The organism is Ralstonia sp. UBA689 (assembly GCF_002298975.1).
In the GTDB taxonomy this organism is placed as follows: Bacteria; Pseudomonadota; Gammaproteobacteria; order Burkholderiales; family Burkholderiaceae; genus Ralstonia.
In genome coordinates, this window is the sequence record NZ_DBMV01000037.1 from 178,342 (window position 1) to 199,821 (window position 21,480).

20 protein-coding genes are annotated in these 21,480 nt (G+C 64.6%); 8 read left to right on the forward strand and 12 right to left on the reverse strand.

Annotated features, from left to right (window positions below):
* Positions 1-20 precede the first annotated feature (20 nt).
* From B4F51_RS17520 to B4F51_RS17550, 7 genes are all read left to right on the forward strand, one after another.
* Positions 21-1,298 carry a type II secretion system F family protein gene (locus B4F51_RS17520; protein ID WP_296227630.1) on the forward strand — a complete coding sequence of 426 codons (1,278 nt, stop codon included), beginning with the start codon at positions 21-23 and terminating at the stop codon, positions 1,296-1,298.
* Positions 1,298-2,179, forward strand: a complete 882-nt coding sequence (locus B4F51_RS17525; RefSeq protein WP_296227632.1) for a prepilin peptidase — start codon at positions 1,298-1,300, stop codon at positions 2,177-2,179. Before B4F51_RS17520 ends, B4F51_RS17525 begins: the two co-directional genes overlap by 1 nt.
* A gap of 13 nt (positions 2,180-2,192) precedes the next feature.
* On the forward strand, positions 2,193-2,807 hold the full coding sequence (gene coaE, locus B4F51_RS17530; protein WP_296227634.1) for a dephospho-CoA kinase: 615 nt from the start codon (positions 2,193-2,195) through the stop codon (positions 2,805-2,807).
* 126 nt (positions 2,808-2,933) lie between these two features.
* Positions 2,934-3,692, forward strand: coding sequence for a cell division protein ZapD (gene zapD / locus B4F51_RS17535; RefSeq protein WP_296227635.1), 759 nt, complete (start codon positions 2,934-2,936; stop codon positions 3,690-3,692).
* An 11-nt stretch (positions 3,693-3,703) separates the two neighbouring features.
* Entirely contained in the window at positions 3,704-3,910 is a 207-nt protein-coding gene (locus B4F51_RS17540) for a DNA gyrase inhibitor YacG (protein WP_296227637.1), read from the forward strand.
* Between the two features lie 231 nt (positions 3,911-4,141).
* Positions 4,142-5,482: a cytochrome C gene (locus tag B4F51_RS17545; RefSeq protein WP_296227639.1), complete on the forward strand. Its 1,341-nt coding sequence runs from the start codon at positions 4,142-4,144 to the stop codon at positions 5,480-5,482.
* A gap of 87 nt (positions 5,483-5,569) precedes the next feature.
* A complete protein-coding gene (locus B4F51_RS17550) occupies positions 5,570-6,136 on the forward strand; it encodes a c-type cytochrome (RefSeq protein WP_296227717.1) in 567 nt (188 codons plus the stop codon).
* Positions 6,137-6,158: 22 nt separating this feature from the next.
* Here B4F51_RS17550 and B4F51_RS17555 read toward each other — a convergent pair whose 3' ends face one another.
* The 5 genes from B4F51_RS17555 to B4F51_RS17575 form a co-directional block, all read right to left on the reverse strand.
* Positions 6,159-6,626 carry an NUDIX domain-containing protein gene (locus B4F51_RS17555; protein ID WP_414706785.1) on the reverse strand — a complete coding sequence of 156 codons (468 nt, stop codon included), beginning with the start codon at positions 6,624-6,626 and terminating at the stop codon, positions 6,159-6,161.
* A complete protein-coding gene (locus tag B4F51_RS17560; protein ID WP_296227643.1) occupies positions 6,604-7,488 on the reverse strand; it encodes an ATP-binding protein in 885 nt (294 codons plus the stop codon). Before B4F51_RS17560 ends, B4F51_RS17555 begins: the two co-directional genes overlap by 23 nt.
* Before the next feature lie 16 nt (positions 7,489-7,504).
* Positions 7,505-8,734: a bifunctional glutamate N-acetyltransferase/amino-acid acetyltransferase ArgJ gene (argJ, locus tag B4F51_RS17565; protein WP_296227645.1), complete on the reverse strand. Its 1,230-nt coding sequence runs from the start codon at positions 8,732-8,734 to the stop codon at positions 7,505-7,507.
* 94 nt (positions 8,735-8,828) lie between these two features.
* Complete coding sequence (gene secA, locus B4F51_RS17570; RefSeq protein WP_296227647.1) at positions 8,829-11,633, reverse strand: preprotein translocase subunit SecA; 2,805 nt, start codon at positions 11,631-11,633, stop codon at positions 8,829-8,831.
* Between the two features lie 262 nt (positions 11,634-11,895).
* Positions 11,896-12,861 (reverse strand): M23 family metallopeptidase, encoded by a 966-nt coding sequence (locus tag B4F51_RS17575; protein ID WP_296227649.1) that lies wholly within the window; start codon positions 12,859-12,861, stop codon positions 11,896-11,898.
* Between the two features lie 80 nt (positions 12,862-12,941).
* On the opposite strand from B4F51_RS17575, the gene B4F51_RS17580 reads away from it, so the two are divergent.
* On the forward strand, positions 12,942-13,451 hold the full coding sequence (locus tag B4F51_RS17580) for a DciA family protein (protein WP_296227651.1): 510 nt from the start codon (positions 12,942-12,944) through the stop codon (positions 13,449-13,451).
* 48 nt (positions 13,452-13,499) lie between these two features.
* Here the strand turns inward: B4F51_RS17580 and lpxC are convergent, their stop codons facing one another.
* The 7 genes from lpxC to murC form a co-directional block, all read right to left on the reverse strand.
* The gene (gene lpxC, locus B4F51_RS17585; RefSeq protein WP_296227652.1) at positions 13,500-14,417 is read right to left on the reverse strand and encodes a UDP-3-O-acyl-N-acetylglucosamine deacetylase; all 918 of its coding nucleotides are present in this window, start codon (positions 14,415-14,417) and stop codon (positions 13,500-13,502) included.
* A 244-nt stretch (positions 14,418-14,661) separates the two neighbouring features.
* The gene (locus B4F51_RS17590; protein ID WP_296227654.1) at positions 14,662-15,162 is read right to left on the reverse strand and encodes a peroxiredoxin; all 501 of its coding nucleotides are present in this window, start codon (positions 15,160-15,162) and stop codon (positions 14,662-14,664) included.
* A gap of 368 nt (positions 15,163-15,530) precedes the next feature.
* Entirely contained in the window at positions 15,531-16,733 is a 1,203-nt protein-coding gene (gene ftsZ, locus B4F51_RS17595) for a cell division protein FtsZ (RefSeq protein ID WP_296227656.1), read from the reverse strand.
* 140 nt (positions 16,734-16,873) lie between these two features.
* Positions 16,874-18,106, reverse strand: coding sequence for a cell division protein FtsA (gene ftsA, locus B4F51_RS17600; protein WP_296227657.1), 1,233 nt, complete (start codon positions 18,104-18,106; stop codon positions 16,874-16,876).
* The gene (locus B4F51_RS17605) at positions 18,103-18,990 is read right to left on the reverse strand and encodes a cell division protein FtsQ/DivIB (protein ID WP_296227659.1); all 888 of its coding nucleotides are present in this window, start codon (positions 18,988-18,990) and stop codon (positions 18,103-18,105) included. The genes ftsA and B4F51_RS17605 overlap by 4 nt, the downstream gene beginning before the upstream one ends.
* Positions 18,991-19,027: 37 nt before the next feature.
* Positions 19,028-20,023 (reverse strand): D-alanine--D-alanine ligase, encoded by a 996-nt coding sequence (locus B4F51_RS17610; RefSeq protein WP_296227661.1) that lies wholly within the window; start codon positions 20,021-20,023, stop codon positions 19,028-19,030.
* Entirely contained in the window at positions 20,020-21,471 is a 1,452-nt protein-coding gene (gene murC, locus B4F51_RS17615) for a UDP-N-acetylmuramate--L-alanine ligase (RefSeq protein WP_296227662.1), read from the reverse strand. The genes B4F51_RS17610 and murC overlap by 4 nt, the downstream gene beginning before the upstream one ends.
* Between the last annotated feature and the right edge of the window lie 9 nt (positions 21,472-21,480).

A 21,480-nucleotide genomic window follows, 5' to 3' on the forward strand; every position in this document is an offset into this window, starting at 1 on the left:
CCGGGGGGTAGGAACCAATCATGGCCACACGAGCACCAGCCGCAAGACCGGCCTCAAAGAGCGCGGCCGCCGCGCCAGCACGCAAGACCGCTGCCAAGAAGGCACCCACGCAGTACATCTTCGAGTGGGAAGGCAAGGACCGCAAAGGCAAGATTTTCAAGGGCGAGATGCGGGCGGAGAGCATCACCGAGGTCAACGCCATCCTGCGCAAGCAAGGCTTGTCGATCACCAAGTCCAAACGCCGCCGCGCCGCCCGCGGCAAGAAGATCACGCCAAAAGACGTGGCTTACTTCACGCGCCAGCTCTCGACCATGCTCAAGGCCGGCGTGCCGCTGCTGCAGTCGATCGACATCATCGCGCGTGGCCATGCCAATCCGAACTTCACGCAACTGCTGACGGAAATCCGCTTCGACATCGAATCGGGCAGCAGCATGGCGCAGGCCTTCCGCCGCCATCCCCAGTACTTCGACACGCTGTACTGCAACCTGATCGACGCCGGCGAACAGGGCGGCATTCTCGACGCGCTGCTCGAGCGCCTGTCGCTGTACATGGAAAAGTCGATCGCGCTGAAGGCGCAGATCAAGTCGGCCATGATCTATCCGATTTCGGTGCTGACGGTGGCCTTTCTGGTGACGGTGGTGCTGATGATCTTCGTGGTGCCGGCATTCAAGGGCGTGTTCTCCAGCTTCGGTGCCACGCTGCCTGCCCCGACGCTGGTGGTGATGGGCATCTCCGACTTCTTCGTGCAGTGGTGGTACATCATCGTCTTCGCGCCCATCATTGGCATTGTGCTGTTCACGCGGGCGTTTAAACGCTCGGAGGACGTCCAGCGCAAGACGCATCGGCTCATCCTCAAGATGCCGATCTTCGGCAGCATCATCCGCAAGGCGACCGTCGCCCGCTGGACGCGTACGCTGGCCACGATGTTCGCCGCCGGCACGCCGCTGGTGGAATCAATGGAGTCGGTGGCGGGCGCGGCCGGCAACTGGGTCTATCACGACGCCACGCTCGAGATCCAGCAGGCGGTGCGCATCGGTACCAGCCTGACCAACGCCATGCAAGCCACGCACGTGTTCGACAACATGGTGCTGCAGATGACGCAGATCGGTGAAGAATCCGGCGCCCTGGACAACATGCTGCTGAAGGTGGCCGAGTTCTACGAGCGCGAGGTGGACGACGCCGTGGCGAATATCTCCGCGCTGATCGAGCCGATCATCATCGTGATCCTGGGCGTGCTGATTGGCGGCATGGTGGTGGCGATGTACCTGCCGATCTTCAAACTGGGCCAGGTGGTCTGATGCCCGAGATGTTCGTCATCCCCACGCTGGCGCAACTGCCAGCGTGGTTCGCGATTGGGGCGGGCGGGCTGGTCGGCCTGCTGGTCGGCAGTTTCCTCAACGTGGTGATTCACCGCCTGCCGCGCATGATCGAGCGCGAGGAAGCCAACTACATCGCCGAATTGCGCGAGGAACCGCTGCCCCACCCCGACACCTACAACCTGATCGTGCCACGCTCGGCGTGCCCGTCTTGCGGGCACCAGATCAAGGCGGTGGAGAACATCCCCGTGCTGAGCTGGCTGGCGCTGCGCGGCCGCTGCAGCGCCTGCAAGACGCCGATCTCCTGGCGCTACCCGGCCGTGGAACTGGTCACCGGCCTGCTGACCGCCGCCTGCCTGTGGCACTTCGGGCCGACCTGGGTGGCGGTGGCCTCGGCCGTGCTGCTGTGGTTCCTGATCGCCGGCACGATGATTGACGCCGATACCCAACTGCTGCCCGACGCCATCACCCAGCCGCTGCTCTGGCTGGGTCTGGGGGTGAACCTGTTTGGCATGTTCACGCACTTGCAAGATGCGGTGATGGGCGCGATGGCCGGCTACCTCTTCCTCTGGACCATCTACTGGGCCTACAAGCTGCTGCGCGACCGCGAAGGCATGGGCTACGGCGACTTCAAGCTGATGGCGGCGCTGGGCGCCTGGTTCGGCTGGCAAGCGCTGCCGTTGCTGGTGCTGCTGTCTTCGGTGGTAGGGCTGGTGTTCGGGCTGTTGCGCATCGTGCGCGGCGCGAAGAGCGACTCGCCGTTCTCGTTCGGACCGTTCATTGCCGGCGCCGGCGTGATCGCCCTGCTGGCAGGCCCGCAATTGATCGGGCTGACAGGGACCACGCCCTTGCTGGCCCCTTGAGGACGCTGCCCGTATGCGTGTAATCGGCCTGACCGGCGGCATCGGCAGCGGCAAGAGCTACGTGGCGGACCGCTTCGCCGAGCGCGGCGCCGCCATCGTCGACACCGATGCCATCGCGCACGAGATCACAGCGCCAGGCGGGGCCGCGACGCCCAAGCTGGTCGAGGCCTTCGGCCCCGGCATCCTGCGCGCCGATGGCGCCATGGACCGCGATGCCATGCGCGCCCTCGTCTTTTCCGATGTCACCGCCAAGACACGCCTGGAGCAGATCACGCATCCGCTGATCCGCGAGATCGCGCTGTCACGTGGCGCAGCGGCGCAGGCATCGGGGGGGCATCCGTACCTCGTCTACGTGGTTCCGCTGCTGGTGGAATCGCTGGCCGGGCACCAGAGCTGGCGCAAGCTGGTCGACCGCATCCTCGTGGTCGATTGCCCGGTCGAGACGCAGATTGCCCGCGTAATGGCCCGCAACGGCCTGCCGCGCGCGCAGGTGGAGGCCATCATCTCCGCTCAAGCCACACGCGAAGCCCGCCTGGCTGCCGCCGACGACGTGATCGACAACAGCGGCACGCTGGCTGACCTGCTTGCGCAGATCAGCCGTCTGGACCAAGCCTGGCGGACGAACTGAAACCGTCTGAAAGCGGACTTCGCGAACGTTGGCGCCCTTTTCATTGTGATGAACAAGGGTCTCGCATAGAATGCGCTCAGATCGAAGCCAAACGGGCTTCGTGCCAGCCAAACGGGCACCCAAGTTTTGATTCTGTACGAATATCCCTTCAACGAACGCATTCGGACGCTGCTGCGGCTCGAAGACCTGTTCGAGCGGCTGGATTTCTTTCTCGTGCAGGAACAACCGCTGCAGCACCATGTGGCGCTGACCACGCTGTTCGAGATCGTCGACGTGGCCGGCCGCGCCGACCTCAAATCCGACCTCCTCAAAGAACTCGACCGCCAGCGTCAGACGCTCACCGCGCTGCGCGCCAATCCGCAGATCGACCAGGACGCGCTCGACGCCGTCATCAGCGAGCTGGAAACCGCCTCGGGCAACCTCACCGCCACGCACGGCAAGGCCGGCCAACTGATCGCCGACAACGAATGGCTGACCAGCATCCGCAGCCGCGCCATCATCCCGGGTGGCACGTGTGAGTTCGACCTGCCGGCGTATTTTGCATGGCAGCATCACCCGGCCGAGCGCCGGCGCACCGACATCATCAAATGGGCCCAGCCCCTGGTGCCGCTGCGCGACGCCACCATGATCGTGCTGCGCCTGCTGCGCGAATCGGGCCAGAGCGGCAAGGTCATTGCTAACGCCGGCAGCTATCAGCAGATGCTGTCGGGCCGCGTATACCAGCTTATGCAGGTGCGCCTGGACGATGCGGCGCTGGGCTTCATCCCCGAGATCAGCGCCAACAAGTACATGCTCTGGGTGCGCTTCACCCAGCAGGATGGCGACCTGCGGCCCAGGCCGGTCGATGCGGACATCCCGTTCCAGCTCAAGCTCTGTAATTTCTGAGCGAATCACCCATGACAGCAAAGACCGTCAAATGCCCAACCTGCGGCAAGCCGGTGCCCTGGGTGCCGGAGAGCCGCTACCGCCCGTTCTGCTCCGAGCGCTGCAAGCAGATCGACCTGGGCGCCTGGGCTGCCGAGCAGTACACGATTCCTGTGGTCGAAGATGACGATCTGCCGCCTGATGCGCCGGGCGGCGATGTAAGCGGCAAGCTCAACTGAACTCTCGCGCCCTGCGCGCCCCCCCCCCCCCCCTCGAATGCGGCGTGCGCTGGACAACACGCCGCAAAATCCCCTTCCCTTGCGCTGCCCCTACCAAGCTGCTTCCAGGACATCACCGAGCGGCGGTTGATCCATGTCAGGGTGACCACTTCCCCGTATTGACAGAAGCAGCCTGAGCGCCTTTCATGATCAGGCGAGCTGGTGAAAACCTAAAAATAAGGGAGGGGCACCATGCGACGGTCTATGGCTGCGCTCAGGGCGCTTGGCTGGCTGCTGCTTGGCGGCTTGGCTTTCGGGTCTGGACAAGCCGGCGCGGTCCCGGCCTTCGCACGCCAGACCGGCATGGCCTGCATGGCCTGCCATGTCAGCTTTCCCGAACTCACGCCGTTTGGCCGGTTCTTCAAGATGACCGGCTACACGCTGTCGAACAACAAGACGATCCCTGTCTCGGGCATGGTTCAGATGTCGCGCACCAACACGCGAACCATCGACCAGGAAGACTTCGACTTCGTTCGCAACGGCGATACGGTGCTCCAGCAGGCGAGTCTTTTCTATGCCGGGCGCATCTATGGGCCGGTCGGCGCCTTCGCCCAATGGACCTATGACGGCATCGCCCACCATAGCGCGCTGGATAACACCGACATTCGCGCCGCATGGCACCTGACGCGCGAGGACGTCGATTTCATCTACGGCATCACGGTCAATAACAATCCGACGATGTCCGATGTCTGGAACAGCAGCCCGGCCTTTGGCTACCCGTACGCTGCGCCCAATATCGGCGTGCCGCCGCTGGCCAGTACGCTGGTCGACGGCAGCCTGGCGCAGCAGGTTGTCGGCGCGAGCGCGTATGCCTTCTGGCAGCGTCACATCTATGCCGAGTTCGGCGCGTATCGCACGGCGGACCAGGCGTTTTCGGTCTTCCGCGCCGGACAGGACACGGCCACCCCGGGCGGCGTGGCCCGCCTGAGCGGTGCCAACCCATACTGGCGCATTGCCTACAACCAGGAATGGGGGCCGCATTCGTTCATGGTGGGCACTTTCGGGCTGCTGGCCAACCGGTATCCCGACAACACCATGCCCGGCACGCCGACCGATCGCTTCCGAGACTTCGCGGTGGATGGACAGTACCAGTACCTGACCATGACGCACGCCTTCACGGCACAGATGGCGTGGATCCACGAACAGCAAAACTGGCGAGCGAGCTTCCCGAGCGGCGGCATCGGCGCCGGCCCGACGCCAGCCAACGCAACCGACAAGCTGGACACATTCAAGGCCAAGGCGTCTTACTACTACCAGCGCAAGTACGGCGCGTCGCTGGCCTACTTCTCGACCACCGGCAGCGCGGACCCCGGCCTATACGCGCCCGCGCCCGTGACCGGCAGCGCCAATGGCCGACCAGACACGCAGGGCCTCATCTTCGAACTCGACTACCTGCCGCACCCGCAGGTCAAGCTGGCGCTGCAGTACACGTGGTACACGAAGTTCAACGGCGCACACAGCAACTACGATGGCAACGGCCGCAACGCGATCGACAACAACACGATCTACCTGCTCGGCTGGTTCATGTTCTAGCGGCAGGTTCGACTCGCATACAGGAAGAGCGCGATGAAAAGACCTCACACCACCGGATGGCTGTATGTCGTCGCCTTGACTGCCGCGATGATCGTCGGATGGCCCTGTGCAGCCGGCGCGGCAGACGGCGAAAAGCTGGCGGCGCAACTGTGCTCGTCCTGCCATGGGGCGCACGGCAAAAGCGAATCCCCCATGTTCCCGCGCCTGGATGCGCAGGTGCCGCACTACCTGGAAGCGCAGCTCAAGAGTTTCCGCAACCGCGGGCGCGGCGAGACAGACGCGCAAGCGTTCATGTGGGGGATCGCCTCGCAGCTTGACGACGCGACCATCGCCTCGCTGGCCGAGTACTACGCGCACCAGTCAGCTCCGGCCGGCCCTGCCGGGGACTCGGCGCTCATGGCACGCGGCAAGGAGATCTTCGAGCACGGCCTGCCGACGGAAGGCGTGCCGGCCTGCGCCTCGTGCCACGGCGCCCATGCCGAGGGCAACGACACCTTTCCGCGCCTGGCGGGGCAGCACGAAGCCTATCTTCTGCGGCAGATCAGCGTGTTCAAGAACGGTACGCGCTCCAATGCGCCGGTGATGAGCGCCGTCGCCCACACACTGACGGACGAACAGGCGAAGGCGGTTGCCGCCTTCCTGCAAGCTCAGTAATCGAGCGTCGGGAGCGCGTTGGTCATGCAGGCGTCGCGCCGCGCTCCTGGCGCATCCACTCGAAGACGGGCAGCGTCGCCGGCAGGACCGGATCGACGGTGATCGGCAGGGTCTGCCAGGCGAAATCCTGCTCTTCCAGCGCGCGCAGCGTGCCTTCCCACGCCGTCACCTTGCAGAAGTGCAGTCGCACATAGGCGTGCGGATAGTCGTGCTCTATGGTGTGCCAGGGCACGCAGGTGTGCAGCGTGATGTCGAGCTCTTCCTTCAGCTCACGCGTGAGGGCGGCTTCCACGGTTTCGCCCGCCTCCAGCTTGCCGCCCGGGAATTCCCAGTAGCCAGCGTACGGCTTGCCCTCGGGGCGCTGCGCCAATAGAAACCGGCCATCCGGCTGCACCAGCACGCCGACGGCCACCTCCGTGATCTTGCGGCCGTCGGGGGTATGCGTCGGCGGCACACGCATAGGCGACTCAATCGACATGCTGCCGCCCATGCTTGCCACCCCAGTCACGCGCGAACTGCCACGCCACACGGCCCGAACGCGAGCCGCGCTCCAGCGCCCACACCAGCGCATCGCCACGGGCGGCGGCGATGTCCTCGTCGCTGCAGCCAAAGTGTTTGAGCCAGTGGGCGACGATGGTCAGGTATTCGTCCTGTTTGGGCGGGTAGAACGACAGCCACAGCCCGAAACGCTCGGACAGGGAGATCTTCTCTTCCACCACCTCGCCCGGATGGATCTCGCCGTCCGGCATGTGCTGGTAGGTCTCGTTGTCCTTCATATACTCCGGCAACAGGTGGCGCCGGTTGGACGTGGCGTAGATCAGTACGTTGTCCGACTGCGCCGCCACCGAGCCGTCAAGCGCAGACTTCAGCGCCTTGTAGCCCGATTCGCCTTCCTCGAACGAGAGATCGTCACAGAAGATCGCGAAGCGCTCGGGGCGGTTGGAAAGCCGCTCGACGATATCGCCCAGGTCGGCCAGGTCATCCTTGTCGACTTCGATCAGGCGCAGGCCGTCCTTCACGAATTCATTCAGGCATGCCTTGATCAGCGACGACTTGCCGGTGCCGCGCGCCCCCGTGAGCAGCACGTTGTTGGCCGGCAGCTTACGCACGAACTGGCGCGTGTTGACGACGATTGCTTCTTTCTGGCGCTCGATGTTGTGCAGATCGCTCAGATGGATCGGCGGCAACTGGCGGATCGGCGCCAGATAGCCGATGTTGCCGAACAGGCTCTGGCGCTTGCGCCAGCGGAAGGCGACGGCCTCTTTCCAGTCGGCTTCGGTCAGTTCAGGGGGCAGCCATTGCTCGAGCCGCCCCAGGAAGCGGTCGAGCCGAGCAGAAAGGTCGGACGACATAACGGCAGGCTCCGGCTTACGAACGATAGTCCGCGTTGATCGACACGTAGTCGTGCGAGAAGTCGCACGTCCACACCGTGGCGGCAGCATCGCCGCGGCCGAGCGCGATGCGCACGGTGATCTCGGCCTGCTTCATCACGCGCTGGCCGTCTTCTTCGCGGTACTCGGGGTTGCGGCCACCGTCGCGGGCGACCCAGACGTCGTCGAGCCACAGGTTGACGCCGTTCACGTCGAGGTCAGTCACGCCGGCATAGCCGACGGCGGCCAGGATGCGGCCCAGATTGGGGTCCGACGCGTAGAACGCGGTCTTGACCAGCGGCGAGTGCGCGACCGCATAGGCGATCAGACGGCATTCGTCGACGTTGCGGCCGCCTTCAACGCGGATGGTCATGAACTTGGTCGCGCCCTCGCCGTCGCGCACGATCTTCTGCGCGAGTTCCTGGGCAAGGCCCGTCACCGCATCGCGCAACGCGGCATAGTCGGGGTGCGAAGTCGAATCAATGCGCGGCGTACCGGCACGGCCCGTAGCGATGATGACGAACGAGTCGTTGGTCGAGGTGTCGCCGTCCACCGTCACGCTGTTGAACGAGTGGTCGGCCGCGTATCGCACCAGGCCTTGCAGCACGGCTTCGTCGACGTTGGCATCAGTGGCGATGAAGCCGAGCATGGTCGCCATGTTCGGGCGGATCATGCCCGCGCCCTTGCTGATCCCGGACATGCGCACTGTCTTGCCCGACAGCGTGCACGTGGCGGACGCGGCCTTGGGCACGGTATCGGTGGTCATGATGGCTTCCGCGGCGGCCAGCCAGTTGTCCGGCTTGGCGTTGGCCTGTGCGGCCGGCAGCCCGGCGATGATGCGATCAACCGGCAGCGGCTCCAAAATGACGCCCGTCGAGAACGGCAAAACCTGCTGCTCCGACACGCCCAGCAGCTTGGCGACGGCATCACACGTCTGGCGCGCATGCGCGAGGCCCGGCGCACCGGTGCCGGCATTCGCGTTGCCCGTGTTCACGACGATCGCGCGCGCGCCCTTGCCGCTGGCCAGATGCTCACGGCAGACCTGCACCGGCGCCGCGCAGAAGCGGTTCTGCGTGAACACGCCGGCCACGCTCGAACCCTCGGCGATGCGCACCAGCAGCACGTCTTTGCGATTGGCCTTGCGCACACCGGCTTCGGCCCAGCCAAGGTCCACGCCGTCGATCGGCAACAGGGAGTCGGCAGCGGGCGCGACGAGATTCACAGCCATGGAGCACACCTTTCAAATGAGGATGCCCGCATTGCGGGCATCGTGATTCAACGGAGAGCGAAACGCGCCGCAATAGCGGCGCGCAGAAACAGCGTCAGGCCAGCTTGCCGTGGCACTGCTTGTACTTCTTGCCCGAACCGCACGGGCACGGATCATTGCGGCCGACCTTGGGCACTTCGCCTGCCAGCGCGGCTGCGGCGGCAGCCGCTGCCGAAAGGTGCGCCGGCGTGGCAGGCGTCGCACCGTGAATCTCGGCATCGCCCGCAGCCACCTCGGCCAGTTCGCTGAACTCGTCGTGCTTGTATTGCAGGTTGGACAATGCCGACAGGTCTTCTTCGATCTGTTCGGAAGCCTGCTCCAGCTGCTCCTGCGACTGGATGCGCACTGTGAAGATGATGCGCGTCACTTCATTGCGGATGGTATCGAGCAGACGGCCAAACAGCTCGAACGACTCGCGCTTGTATTCCTGCTTCGGGTCCTTCTGCGCGTAGCCGCGCAGGTGGATGCCCTGGCGCAGCATGTCTAGCGCGGCCAGGTGCTCGCGCCAGTGCGTATCGAGGCTCTGCAGCATCACCGAGCGCTCGAAGCCGGCAAACGACTCGCGACCGACCTGTGCCACCTTGCCTTCGTACACCGCCTCGGCGGCTTCCAGCACCATCTTCAGCAGGTCTTCGTCTTCGATGGACTGCGCAGCTTCCAGCGTCTTCACCAGCGGCTGGTCGACACCCCAGTCGTCGCGCAGGGTCTTTTCCAGACCGGCAACGTCCCACTGCTCTTCCATGGTCTCGGCCGGCACGTAGGTGCGGAACAGCTCGGTGAACACGGATTCGCGCAGGTTCTTGACCAGCTCGCCCACATCGCCCGCTTCGAGAATGTCGTTGCGCAGCTTGTAGATCTCCCGGCGCTGGTCGTTGGCAACGTCGTCGTACTGCAGCAGTTGCTTGCGGATGTCGAAGTTGCGGCCTTCGACCTTGCGCTGGGCGGATTCGATCGAGCGCGTGACGATGCCGGCTTCGATCGGCTCGCCTTCGGGCATCTTCAGGCGATCCATGATGGCGCGCACGCGGTCGCCCGCGAAGATGCGCAGCAACTGATCGTCCAGCGACAGATAGAAGCGCGACGAACCCGGGTCGCCCTGACGGCCGGCGCGGCCGCGCAGTTGGTTGTCGATCCGGCGCGATTCATGGCGCTCCGTGCCAACAATGTGCAGACCGCCAGCAGCCTTCACCTGCTCGTGCAGCGATTGCCACTCATCCTGCAGCGTCTTCACGCGCGCGGCCTTCTCCTCTTCGGAGAGCGACTCGTCGGCCATCACGAAGCCGGATTGCTTCTCGACATTGCCGCCCAGCACGATGTCGGTACCGCGGCCCGCCATGTTGGTCGCGATGGTGATCATCTTGGGCCGGCCGGCCTGCGCGATGATCTCGGCCTCGCGAGCGTGCTGCTTGGCGTTGAGCACCTGATGCGGCAGCTTGACCTGATTCAGCAGGTTCGACAGCAGCTCGGAGTTCTCGATGGAGGTCGTGCCGACCAGCACGGGCTGCCCGCGGTCAAAGCAGTCGCGGATATCGCGGATGACGGCGTCGTAGCGCTCCTTCGCGGTCTTGTAGATCTGGTCCTGCAGGTCCTTGCGCTGGGGCGCACGGTTGGTCGGGATCACCACGGTCTCCAGGCCGTAGATCTCCTGGAACTCATACGCTTCCGTATCGGCCGTGCCGGTCATGCCCGACAGCTTGTTGTACATACGGAAGTAGTTCTGGAACGTGATCGTCGCCAGCGTCTGGTTTTCCTGCTGAATCTGCACGCCTTCCTTGGCTTCCACGGCTTGGTGCAGCCCGTCGGACCAGCGGCGGCCAGACATCAGGCGACCGGTAAATTCGTCGACGATCACCACTTCACCGTTCTGCACCACGTAGTGCTGGTCGCGGAAGAACAGGCTGTGCGCGCGCAGGGCGGCGTACAGGTGGTGCATCAGCGTGATGTTCTGCGGCGCGTAGAGCGATTCGCCCTCGCCGATCAGGCCGGCCTGCAGCAGGATCTGCTCTGCCTTCTCGTGGCCCTGCTCGGTCAGGTAAACCTGGTGCGATTTCTCGTCGACGTAGTAATCGCCCGGCTTCTCGACGCCCGTGCCGTCGGCCTTCTCTTCGCCGATCTGACGCGTGAGCTGCGCCGGGATGCCGTTCATGCGGCGATACAGGTCGGTGTGGTCTTCGGCCTGGCCGGAGATGATGAGCGGAGTACGCGCCTCGTCGATCAGGATCGAGTCCACCTCATCGACGATGGCGTAGTTCAGCGGACGCTGCACGCGCTGGTCGGCGTCGTACACCATGTTGTCGCGCAGGTAGTCGAAGCCGAACTCGTTGTTGGTGCCGTAGGTAATGTCTGCGGCGTAGGCGCCCTGCTTCTGGTCGTGGTCCATGGTAGTGAGGTTCACCCCCACCGACAGGCCCAGCCAGTTGTACAGGCGACCCATCCATTCGGCGTCGCGCTGGGCGAGGTAGTCGTTGACCGTCACCACGTGCACGCCCTGGCCGCCGATGGCGTTCAGGTACACCGCCAGCGTGGCGGTCAACGTCTTGCCCTCACCGGTGCGCATTTCGGCGATCTTGCCGTCGTGCAGCACCATGCCGCCGATGAGCTGCACGTCGAAGTGACGCATCTTCATCACGCGCTTGCTGGCCTCACGGCACACGGCAAACGCTTCAGGCAGCAACGCGTCCAGCGTCTCGCCCTTGGCGAAACGCTCACGGAACTCCGCAGTCTTGGCCTGCAGTTCGGCATCGGAAAGCGCTTCGAACTTGGGCTCGAGCGCATTGATCTGCGCCACCTTGCGGCGGTACTGTTTGATCAGCCGCTCATTGCGGCTGCCGAAAATCTTCTTGAGAAGGCCCGTGATCATCGATGACTGGGGCCGGTGAGCCACCCGGAAAAACGCTTCGCGAGAGACGGCGAAACTCAGGCGGCGCAACGGCCCAAAAGTAGTTGGCGCGGGGGTTGGCGCAAAGGCGGAAGTTTAGCATGCGCCAATCCCCCGCTTGATGGCAGCGGGCCGGCCGGATGTGGCAGGAACGCCTCACTTGGGCTGCATTCCGGGTACGCCCCGGGCGGCCGCCGAGTCACGCTGAATTGGGGGCGGGCGCCCCGATTGCAACCCGAGCCGGTTAGTGACCAGCCGCCGCCATGCTCTTGCCGATGTCAGAGGCCGCGACTTGCTGGCCCGGCGCCTTAGTGGCCGCCATCTTGGGTTGGCCTGCGTTCTCCAGGAAGGCCACCGGATTCTGCGGCACGTCGTTGACGTGCACCTCGAAGTGCAGGTGCGACCCGGTGGCGCGGCCGGTACGGCCGATCAGCGCAATGCGCTGGCCCGCCTTGACGATGTCACCAATCTTGACGAATACCTTGGATGCATGGGCATAGCGCGTCTTCAGCCCGTTGCCGTGGTCGATGTCGACCATGTTGCCGTAATCCGACCGGTATTCGCTGGCGACCACCACGCCGCCGGCCGCCGCCACGATGGGCGTGCCGACCGGGCCGACAAAGTCCACCCCGTCGTGCTGCGTGCGCCGGCCCGTAAACGGATCGATCCGGACACCGAAGCCCGACGAGTCATAACCCGTGGCAACCGGACGTACGGTCGGCATCATCTTGGCGTGGATCTGTCGGTCCATCAGGGTGCTTTCCAGCACGCTGAGGTAATCATTGCGCTGGTCGGCCGAGCGTGTCAGGCGATCGAGTTCCGACCGGATCTCCGGCATCGACATCGGCCGCGAGAACGCGCCCTCCGGCCCGCCGCGGCCCGGCTGCGATTTGAAGTCGAACTCGCGCGGCTGCACGCCGGCTAGGCCCGACACGCGAGCGCCCAGCGCGTCCAGGCGCACCATCTGCGCTTGCATCTCGCCGATGCGCGCGGCCATCAGGTTGAGGTTTTCGCGGGTGACGTGCGGGTCGCCGTCGGTAGCGGCGGAAACACTGCTACCCGGCATCAGGCCTTGCTTGACCGCCAGCCACATCCCGCCGGCGGACAGGGCTGCCACGGCCAGCAGTGCCGCACCGATGGTCGCGATGACATGGCGTCGCGACAGGTGCACCGCGCCCGTCTTGCGCGGATGAATCAGGATGATCTGCATCGTTCACCCGTGGACAAAAAAGGGGGCAAAAAGGCCGCCCGACGACACGAAAGCACGATGAAGCGCCCTACAATGCCGGCATGCGAATCTTTGTTCATCCCGCTCTCAAGACGCCCATTGCAAAACCGGTCCAGGACTGGCTCTCGGGTGCCGGCTCGGTCGGCCCGCTGATGCAGGCGGCCAAGCAATTGGCGTCGTTGGAAGCGGAGGTCTTGTCGCTACTGCCGCCCGGCTTGGGGAGCGGAGTGGCCATCGGCGGCATCAGGAACGACACGCGCGACAGTCGGGAAGCGACCTTGGTGTTGCTCGCCGCACATGGTGCGGCTGCGGCGCGCGTGCGGCAGGTGGTACCCACCTTGCTAGAGCGTCTGCAGCGCCGGGGATCGCAGATTACCGCAATTCGTGTACGGGTACAACCGCAGGGCGGAAATGACAGCTTATGGCCACTGGAGACCGAAAAGCCGCCCAAACGCGCCAAGATGACGACAGTTGGGCTCAATAGCCTGGCGACACTCGCCAATGAGCTGCCAGATTCGCCGTTGCGCCAGGCGTTGGCTGAAATGGTCGCGCGACATAGCGCGCCCAAATGAAAAGCGCCCCGCAGGGCGCTTTTTTATGTATGCAGCCTCGACAACCGATCAGGAAAACGCCGGTTGCAACTGCGGCAGGAAGGCGCGCGGCGCCTCTTCCACCTTGTCGAACGTGACAATCTCATAAGCCGTCTCATCGGCCAGTAGCGCACGCAGCAGTGCGTTGTTCAGGCCGTGGCCCGACTTGTGCGCGGTGTACGCGGCGATCAGCGGATGGCCAACCACGTACAGATCGCCGATCGCATCGAGAATCTTGTGGCGGACGAACTCGTCGCCGTAGCGTAGTTCGTCGTTGTTCAGCATGCGGTGCTCGTCGAGCACGATGGCGTTGTCGAGGCTGCCGCCGCGCGCCAAGCCCGCCTCACGCAACATTTCGACCTCGTGCGCAAACCCGAAGGTGCGCGCACGGGCGATCTCACGCGTGTAGCTGGTGTCGGCAAAGTCGATCTCGAAGGTCTGGCCGGTCTTGTCGACAGCCGGATGACGAAACTCGATCGTGAATGCCAGCTTGAAGCCGAAATACGGGTCCAGGCGGGCGAGCTTGTCGCCCTCGCGGACTTCCACCGGCTTGATCACGCGGATGAAACGCTTGGCCGCGCCTTGCTCTTCGATACCCGCCGACTGCAGCAGAAACACGAATGAGGCAGCACTGCCGTCCATAATGGGAATCTCTTCTGCGTCGACATCCACATAGAGGTTGTCGATGCCCAGGCCTGCGCACGCCGACATCAGGTGCTCGACGGTAGACACGCGGGCGCCATCCTTCTGCAACACGGAGGCCAGGCGAGTGTCGCCGATGGCGCTGGCGGTGGCGGGAATCTCGATGGCCGGGTCCAGGTCGACGCGCGTGAACACAATGCCCGTGCCGGCAGCCGCCGGGCGCAACGTCAACGTTACCTTGCGGCCGGAGTGCAACCCGATGCCGACGGTCTTGACGACGGACTTGATGGTGCGTTGTTTCAACATGGCCGCCCTCAACTCACGAAATTCTCTACGATTGTTTTTATCTATGCGGTCCGCATAGGTGATAACCCTAAGCATACCACTTTCACACCCCTGCCTTCAAAACGACTTTTGTATCGGGATGTTAGGAATGTCCACACTCTGCTCAACCTTAGCGCACGCATGCCGCACGCCGGCGGCTCATTAACCTTGTGACGGTGCGGGGAGGCAGGTGGGATCCGCCATTTGGCGGGTTTCCGATGCGGCGTCAGAGTATCGCCAAGATCGATTCCGCGCTGCTGACGGCAAACTGCCCCGGCGCCTCCACCTGTAGCGCTGTTACCACACCCGCTTTGACGACCATCGCGTACCGCTGCGAGCGCACGCCCATGCCCCGCTTGGAAAGATCCTGCTCCAGGCCGAGCTTGCGCGTGAACTCCGCACTGCCGTCGGCCAGCATGCGGATCTTCTCATCGGTGCCTTGCGCGCGCGCCCAGGCGCCCATCACGAAGGCATCGTTGACCGACACACACCAGATTTCGTCGACGCCCTTGGCCCGCAGCGCGTCGTAGTGCGCGATATAACCCGGAACGTGGCGCGCAGAGCAGGTCGGTGTGAACGCCCCAGGCAAGCCAAAGATGACGACCGTCTTGCCTTCGGCCAGATGCTGCACGGAGAAGGCATTGGGGCCGAGCGCGCAACCGTCCTTTTCCACCTCAAAGAACTCGTACAGCGTCGCATCGGGAAGCGGTTGACCAGGCTGGATCATGATGGTGACGAATCGTTGCGGGCGAATACGATGATCATAAAACGAGACCGCCCGCGTGAGTGAATCACGCGGGCGGTCCTGGGAGACAACCACATCGGGCACATCAGGCACATCGCATCGCGCGCGGCGCGATGAACGGACACACCCGCCGGGCGGGGTGAACCCTTCCGGGGAGGCGGCCAGAGGCCAGCCCACCCGGCGGCAACGACTGTGTCCGGTTCATCGCGCGCTGTCGGCTCGCTGTCAACCAATCGACGGCAGACCATCACACTGCGGCGGTCACGGAGGGGAGCCGTGAGCCGCACGCGGCTTGAGGTGCCGCAGGCAGCCAGACGTGCGCGGGCTTGTTACCCGATCATCTTGCCCGATCAGTCAGCCTGCTTGCGCAGGAAGGCCGGGATGTCATACGTGTCGACGCCCTTTTCCTGCAGCGCGGCCACATGAGCCGATGCCGACTCACGCGAGCTGCGCCACACGGCCGGGGTGTCAAAGTTGCTGTAGTCCGGCGCGGCTGCCACCGCATGGCCCATGGCACCACCGCCGAAGGCCACCGGCTGGTTGTCGGTACCGGTCTTGAGCAGCGTCATCGTCTGCGGCTGTTGCTGCTTGTTGCGGGCAGCACGGCCCAGGCCCGTCGCCACCACGGTCACGCGCAGCGCATCGCCCATGGCATCGTCGTAGACCGTACCGAAGATGACGGTGGCATCTTCCGCGGCGTAGCTGCGGATGGTGTTCATCACTTCCTTGGTCTCGGACAGCTTGAGCGAGCGGCTGGCCGTGATGTTGACCAGCACGCCACGCGCGCCCGACAGGTCCACACCTTCCAGCAGCGGGCTCGCCACGGCTTGCTCGGCGGCCAGGCGTGCGCGGTCGACGCCGGACACGGTGGCCGTGCCCATCATCGCCTTGCCTTGTTCGCCCATCACGGTCTTCACGTCTTCGAAGTCGACGTTCACCAGACCGTCAACGTTGATGATTTCCGCAATGCCGGCCACGGCGTTGTGCAGCACGTCGTCGGCGCACTGGAAGCACTTGTCCATCTCGGCGTCATCGCCCATGACTTCGAAGAGCTTTTCATTGAGCACGACGATCAGCGAGTCGACATGGCCTTCCAGTTCGTTGGCGCCATGCTCGCCGACCTTCGAGCGACGTGCGCCTTCAAAGTCGAACGGCTTGGAGACCACGCCCACGGTCAGGATGCCCATTTCCTTGGCGACCTGCGCGACCACCGGAGCGGCGCCCGTGCCCGTGCCGCCGCCCATGCCGGCGGTGATGAAAACCATGTGCGCACCGCGCAGTGCGTCGGCGATCTGCTCACGGGCTTCTTCGGCGCAGTGCTTGCCGACTTCCGGCTTGGCACCTGCGCCCAGGCCCGTGTTGCCGAGCTGCAGCACGCGCGACGCGGTCGAACGCTTGAGCGCCTGCGCGTCGGTGTTCATGCAGATGAATTCCACGCCTTGCACGCCGCGGCTGATCATGTGCTGCACGGCATTACCGCCCGCGCCGCCGACGCCGACCACCTTGATGATGGTGCCATCCTGCATTTCGGTTTCAATCATGTCGAAGTCCATCGTTGCCTCCAGAAGTGATCAGTCCCAGACGATGCAGCCTCCCCGCCGCAACCCCTGGTTCCTGAACAAAAAACATCAAAACAAGAAACTCAATCTCGCCCCCTCAAGGGAGCACATCGCCAACCCTGAAGCGCACGCGCTTAGAAATTGCCGATGAACCATTCCTTCATGCGCGTCCAGATCTGCCGAGCCGATCCGGACTGCACGACAACCTTTCGCCCGCGCACGCGCTGCACGCGGCCTTCTTGCAGCAGGCCCATGACCGTGGCGTAGCGCGGGCTCTTCACGACCTCATGCAGATTGCCGCGGTACTCGGGCACGCCCACGCGCACCGGCTTCAAGAACATGTCTTCGCCAAGTTCGACCATGCCGGGCATCATCGCGGTGCCGCCGGTGAGAACCACGCCGCTGGAGAGCAGTTCCTCGTAGCCCGATTCGCGCACCACCTGGTGCACCAGCGAGAACAGTTCTTCGACGCGCGGCTCGATCACAGCGGCCAGCGCCTGGCGCGACAGCGTGCGCGGGCCGCGATCGCCTACGCCGGGCACGTCGATCATCTCGTCCGGATCGGCCAGCACCTGCTTGGCGATGCCATACTGGATCTTGATGTCCTCGGCGTCCGGCGTCGGCGTGCGCAGGGCCATGGCGATGTCGTTGGTGATCTGGTCGCCGGCAATGGGGATCACTGCCGTATGGCGGATCGCACCTTCGCTGAAGATGGCGATGTCGGTCGTGCCGCTGCCGATGTCGACCAGCACCACGCCGAGTTCCTTCTCGTCTTCAGTCAGCACCGCCAGGCTCGACGCCAGCGGCTGCAGGATCAGGTCGTGCACTTCCAGACCGCATCGGCGCACGCATTTAACGATGTTCTGCGCCGCACTCACGGCACCCGTCACGATGTGCACCTTCACCTCGAGCCGGATGCCGCTCATGCCGATCGGCTCGCGCACGTCTTCCTGGCCGTCGATGATGAATTCCTGCGTGAGGATGTGCAGGATCTGCTGATCGGTCGGGATGTTGACGGCCTTGGCGGTCTCGATCACGCGGGCCACGTCCGTGGAGGTGACCTCCTTGTCCTTGATCGCCACCATGCCGCTCGAATTGAAGCTGCGGATGTGGCTGCCGGCGATGCCCGTGAAGACCTCGCCGATCTTGCAGTCGGCCATCAACTCCGCCTCTTCGAGCGCTTTCTGGATCGACTGGACGGTCGCCTCGATGTTGACGACCACGCCCTTCTTCAGCCCCTTCGATTCGGTCTGGCCCATGCCGATGACCTCGTAGGCGCCGTCGGGACGCAACTCGGCTACCACCGCCACTACCTTGGAGGTGCCGATGTCCAGCCCGACCAGAAGATCCTTGTATTCCTTGCTCATCGCGTTTTCTCTGTGCTTCGCGTTGCTTTGTTGTTGGCCACCGCATTGGCCTTCGCCTTTGCAGCATTGCCGGTGCTGGGCAGCTTGCCCCCCTTGGCCAGCACCGCAGCCTGCGCATCGGTGAGGAAGCGCACACCCGCCGCCCGAACCGCGAATCCATTGGGATACCGCAGATCGGCGTATTCAATCAGACCGCCCCAGCGCTTTGTCACCTCGGGCCACGCACGCACGAAGCGGCGGGCACGCGCGGCCAGCGCGGTGCGGTCGTCGTCATTCAGTTCGCGGCCGAGCTCGATGACCGTGCCGTTGGACAACCGCGCGCGCCAGGCATAGCGGTTGGTGAGCGTCACGCTCACGGGCTCGACGTTCATCGGCTTGAACCACTCGCTCATGGTCTCCAGCTTGTCGACCACTTCCTGCTCGGTTCCCTCGGGGCCGGCTAGCGCCACCAGGTCGGTGTCATCCTCGGCCTCGGCCAGGTTGGCCACAAAGACCTCGCCATACGTGTTGACCAGCTTGCCGGAGTCGTTGCCGCCCCAGGTACCCAGCGCTTCGTGCTCCTGCACCTCCACCAGCAGCCCGTTGGGCCACACGCGGCGCACGCTCGCATGACGCACCCACGGCACCGACTCGAAGGCCTGGCGCGCGTCGTCCAGGTTCAGCGAGAAGAAATTGCCGCGCAGCTTCACCAACGCGTTGGCGCGCACGCTCGGCACGTTCACGTGACGCAGTTCGCTGCCGGCCATCGGCATCACGCGCACCTGCTGGAGCTGGAACATCGGACGCTGCATCAGCCAGACCGCCCCGACGCCCAGGCCGCCAAGCGCGAGCAGCGCATACAGCGCACTCGCGATGGCGTTGAGGAGACGGGTGTTGTGCCACATAACGTTGTGCTGTCCGGTTTCGCTGACGTTGCGTCGATTACTCGGGTTTCCAATCACTGCTCGCGTGCAATTCCAGCGACGCGGTGGCCGCCAGTTGCAACACGAAATCCTCATAGCTGATACCCGCCGCGCGCGCGCCCATCGGCACCAGCGAATGGCCCGTCATGCCCGGCGAAGTGTTCATCTCCAGCAGGAACGGCGCGTTGTCGGACTTGCGCAGCATGATGTCGGCACGGCCCCAGCCGCGGCAGCCCAGCCCGCGATACGCTTGCACCACCAGCGCCTGCACGCGCGCTGCCACATCGGCAGGAATCGGTGCCGGGCATTCGTAGCGCGTGTCGTCGGTGAAGTACTTGTTCTGGTAGTCGTAGTTGGCCTGCGGCGCGACGATGCGGATGAGCGGCAGCGCGGTCGCGCTCTCGCCCTCGCCGATGATCGGGCAGGTCAGCTCGTCACCATCAATGAACTGCTCGGCCATCACGTCGCGGTCCAGGCGTGCGGCCTTCTCATACGCGGCAGGCAACTCGGCCACGCTGGTCACCTTGGTCAGGCCGATCGACGAACCCTCGCGTGCCGGCTTGACGATCAGCGGCAGGCCCAGGCGGTCAGCCACGGCCTGCCAGTCGGCATCGGCCTTGAGCATGACGAAGTCGGGCGTGGGCAGCCCATGCGTCTGCCATTGGCGCTTGGTGGCTTCCTTGTCCATCGCCAGCGCAGACGCGAGTACGCCGCTGCCGGTGTACGGAATGCCGAACTGCTCAAGCAGGCCCTGGATCGTGCCGTCTTCGCCAAAGCGGCCGTGCAACGAGATCACCACGCGGTCGAAGCCCTGCCTGGCCAGATCGGCGACCGGCTGCAGGCCTGGGTCGAACGGATGCGCATCGACGCCGCGCGAACGCAGCGCGGCCAGCACGCCATTGCCGGACATCAGCGAGATTTCGCGCTCGGCGGAGCGACCGCCCATGAGCACGCCGACCTTGCCGAGGGACTTCGGATCAATCGTCGGATTTGAAACAAACGGACCGGTCGTCATGCTGCGGCGCCTCCGTTCAGATCCACGACGTTTGCGGCCCGCGCTTGCGCCTGCAGCGCAACCACTTGCCCCGGCACCTGCCCGATCGATCCTGCACCCATGGTGATGACCACGTCGCCGTCCTGCGCCGCATCCAGAATCGCTTGCGGCATGTCTTCGATCTGCTCCACAAATACCGGTTCGATCTTGTTGGCCACACGTAGCGCACGCGTGAGCGCACGACCGTCGGCCGCCACGATGGGCGGCTCGCCAGCGGCGTAGACCTCGGCCAGCAACAGCGCGTCGACGGTGCCGAGCACCTTCACGAAATCTTCGAAGCAGTCGCGCGTGCGCGTGAAGCGGTGGGGCTGGAAGGCCAGCACCAGGCGACGGCCGGGGAAGGCGCCGCGCGCAGCGGCCAGCGTGGCGGCCATCTCGACGGGGTGGTGGCCGTAGTCGTCGATGAGCGTGAAGCGGCCCTTGCCGTCGGCAGTCGGCACTTCGCCGTAGCGCTGGAAGCGGCGGCCCACACCGTTGAACTCGGCCAGTGCCTTGACGATGGCCTCGTCCGGCACTTCCAGCTCGGTGGCGATGGCGATGGCGGCCAGCGCGTTCTGCACGTTGTGCAGGCCCGGCAGGTTGAGCGTGATCGACAGCGGCGGCTCGGCGTGGCCGTTGAGCTGGCGGATCACCGTGAATTCCATGCGACCGTCCACGGCACGTGCGTTGACGGCGCGTACCTGGGCATCCTCGGCAAAACCGTAGCGCACCACGGGCTTGGACACGAACGGCAGGATCTCGCGCACGTTCGGATCATCCACACACAGCACAGCGATGCCGTAGAACGGCAGACGATGCGTGAACTCGATGAAGGCCTGCTTCAGGCGCGCGAAGTCGTGCCCGTAGGTATCCATGTGATCGGCATCGATATTGGTGATGACTTCGATCACGGGGAACAGGTTGAGGAACGACGCATCGGACTCGTCCGCTTCGGCGACGATGAAGTCGCCTGTGCCCAGCCGCGCGTTGGCGCCCGCGGAGTTGAGGCGGCCACCGATGACGAAGGTCGGGTCCAGGCCGCCCTCGGCCAGCACGGAGGCGACCAGGCTGGTGGTCGTCGTCTTGCCGTGCGTGCCGGCAATGGCGATGCCCTGCTTCAGGCGCATCAGCTCGGCCAGCATGACCGCGCGCGGCACGATGGGGATGCGCTTAGAGCGCGCGGCCAGCACTTCCGGGTTATCACCGCGAACGGCGGTAGAAACCACCACCGCGTTGGCGCCGATCACATGTTCCGGCGCGTGGCCCTGCATGACCGTGGCGCCCAGCGATGCCAAGCGTTGCGTCGCCGCGCTGCTGCCCAGATCCGAGCCTGTCACGCGATAGCCCAAGTTGAGCAATACCTCGGCGATGCCGCTCATACCAGCGCCGCCGATGCCTACAAAATGGATGTTCTTGACGATGTGCTTCATCAGTCGATT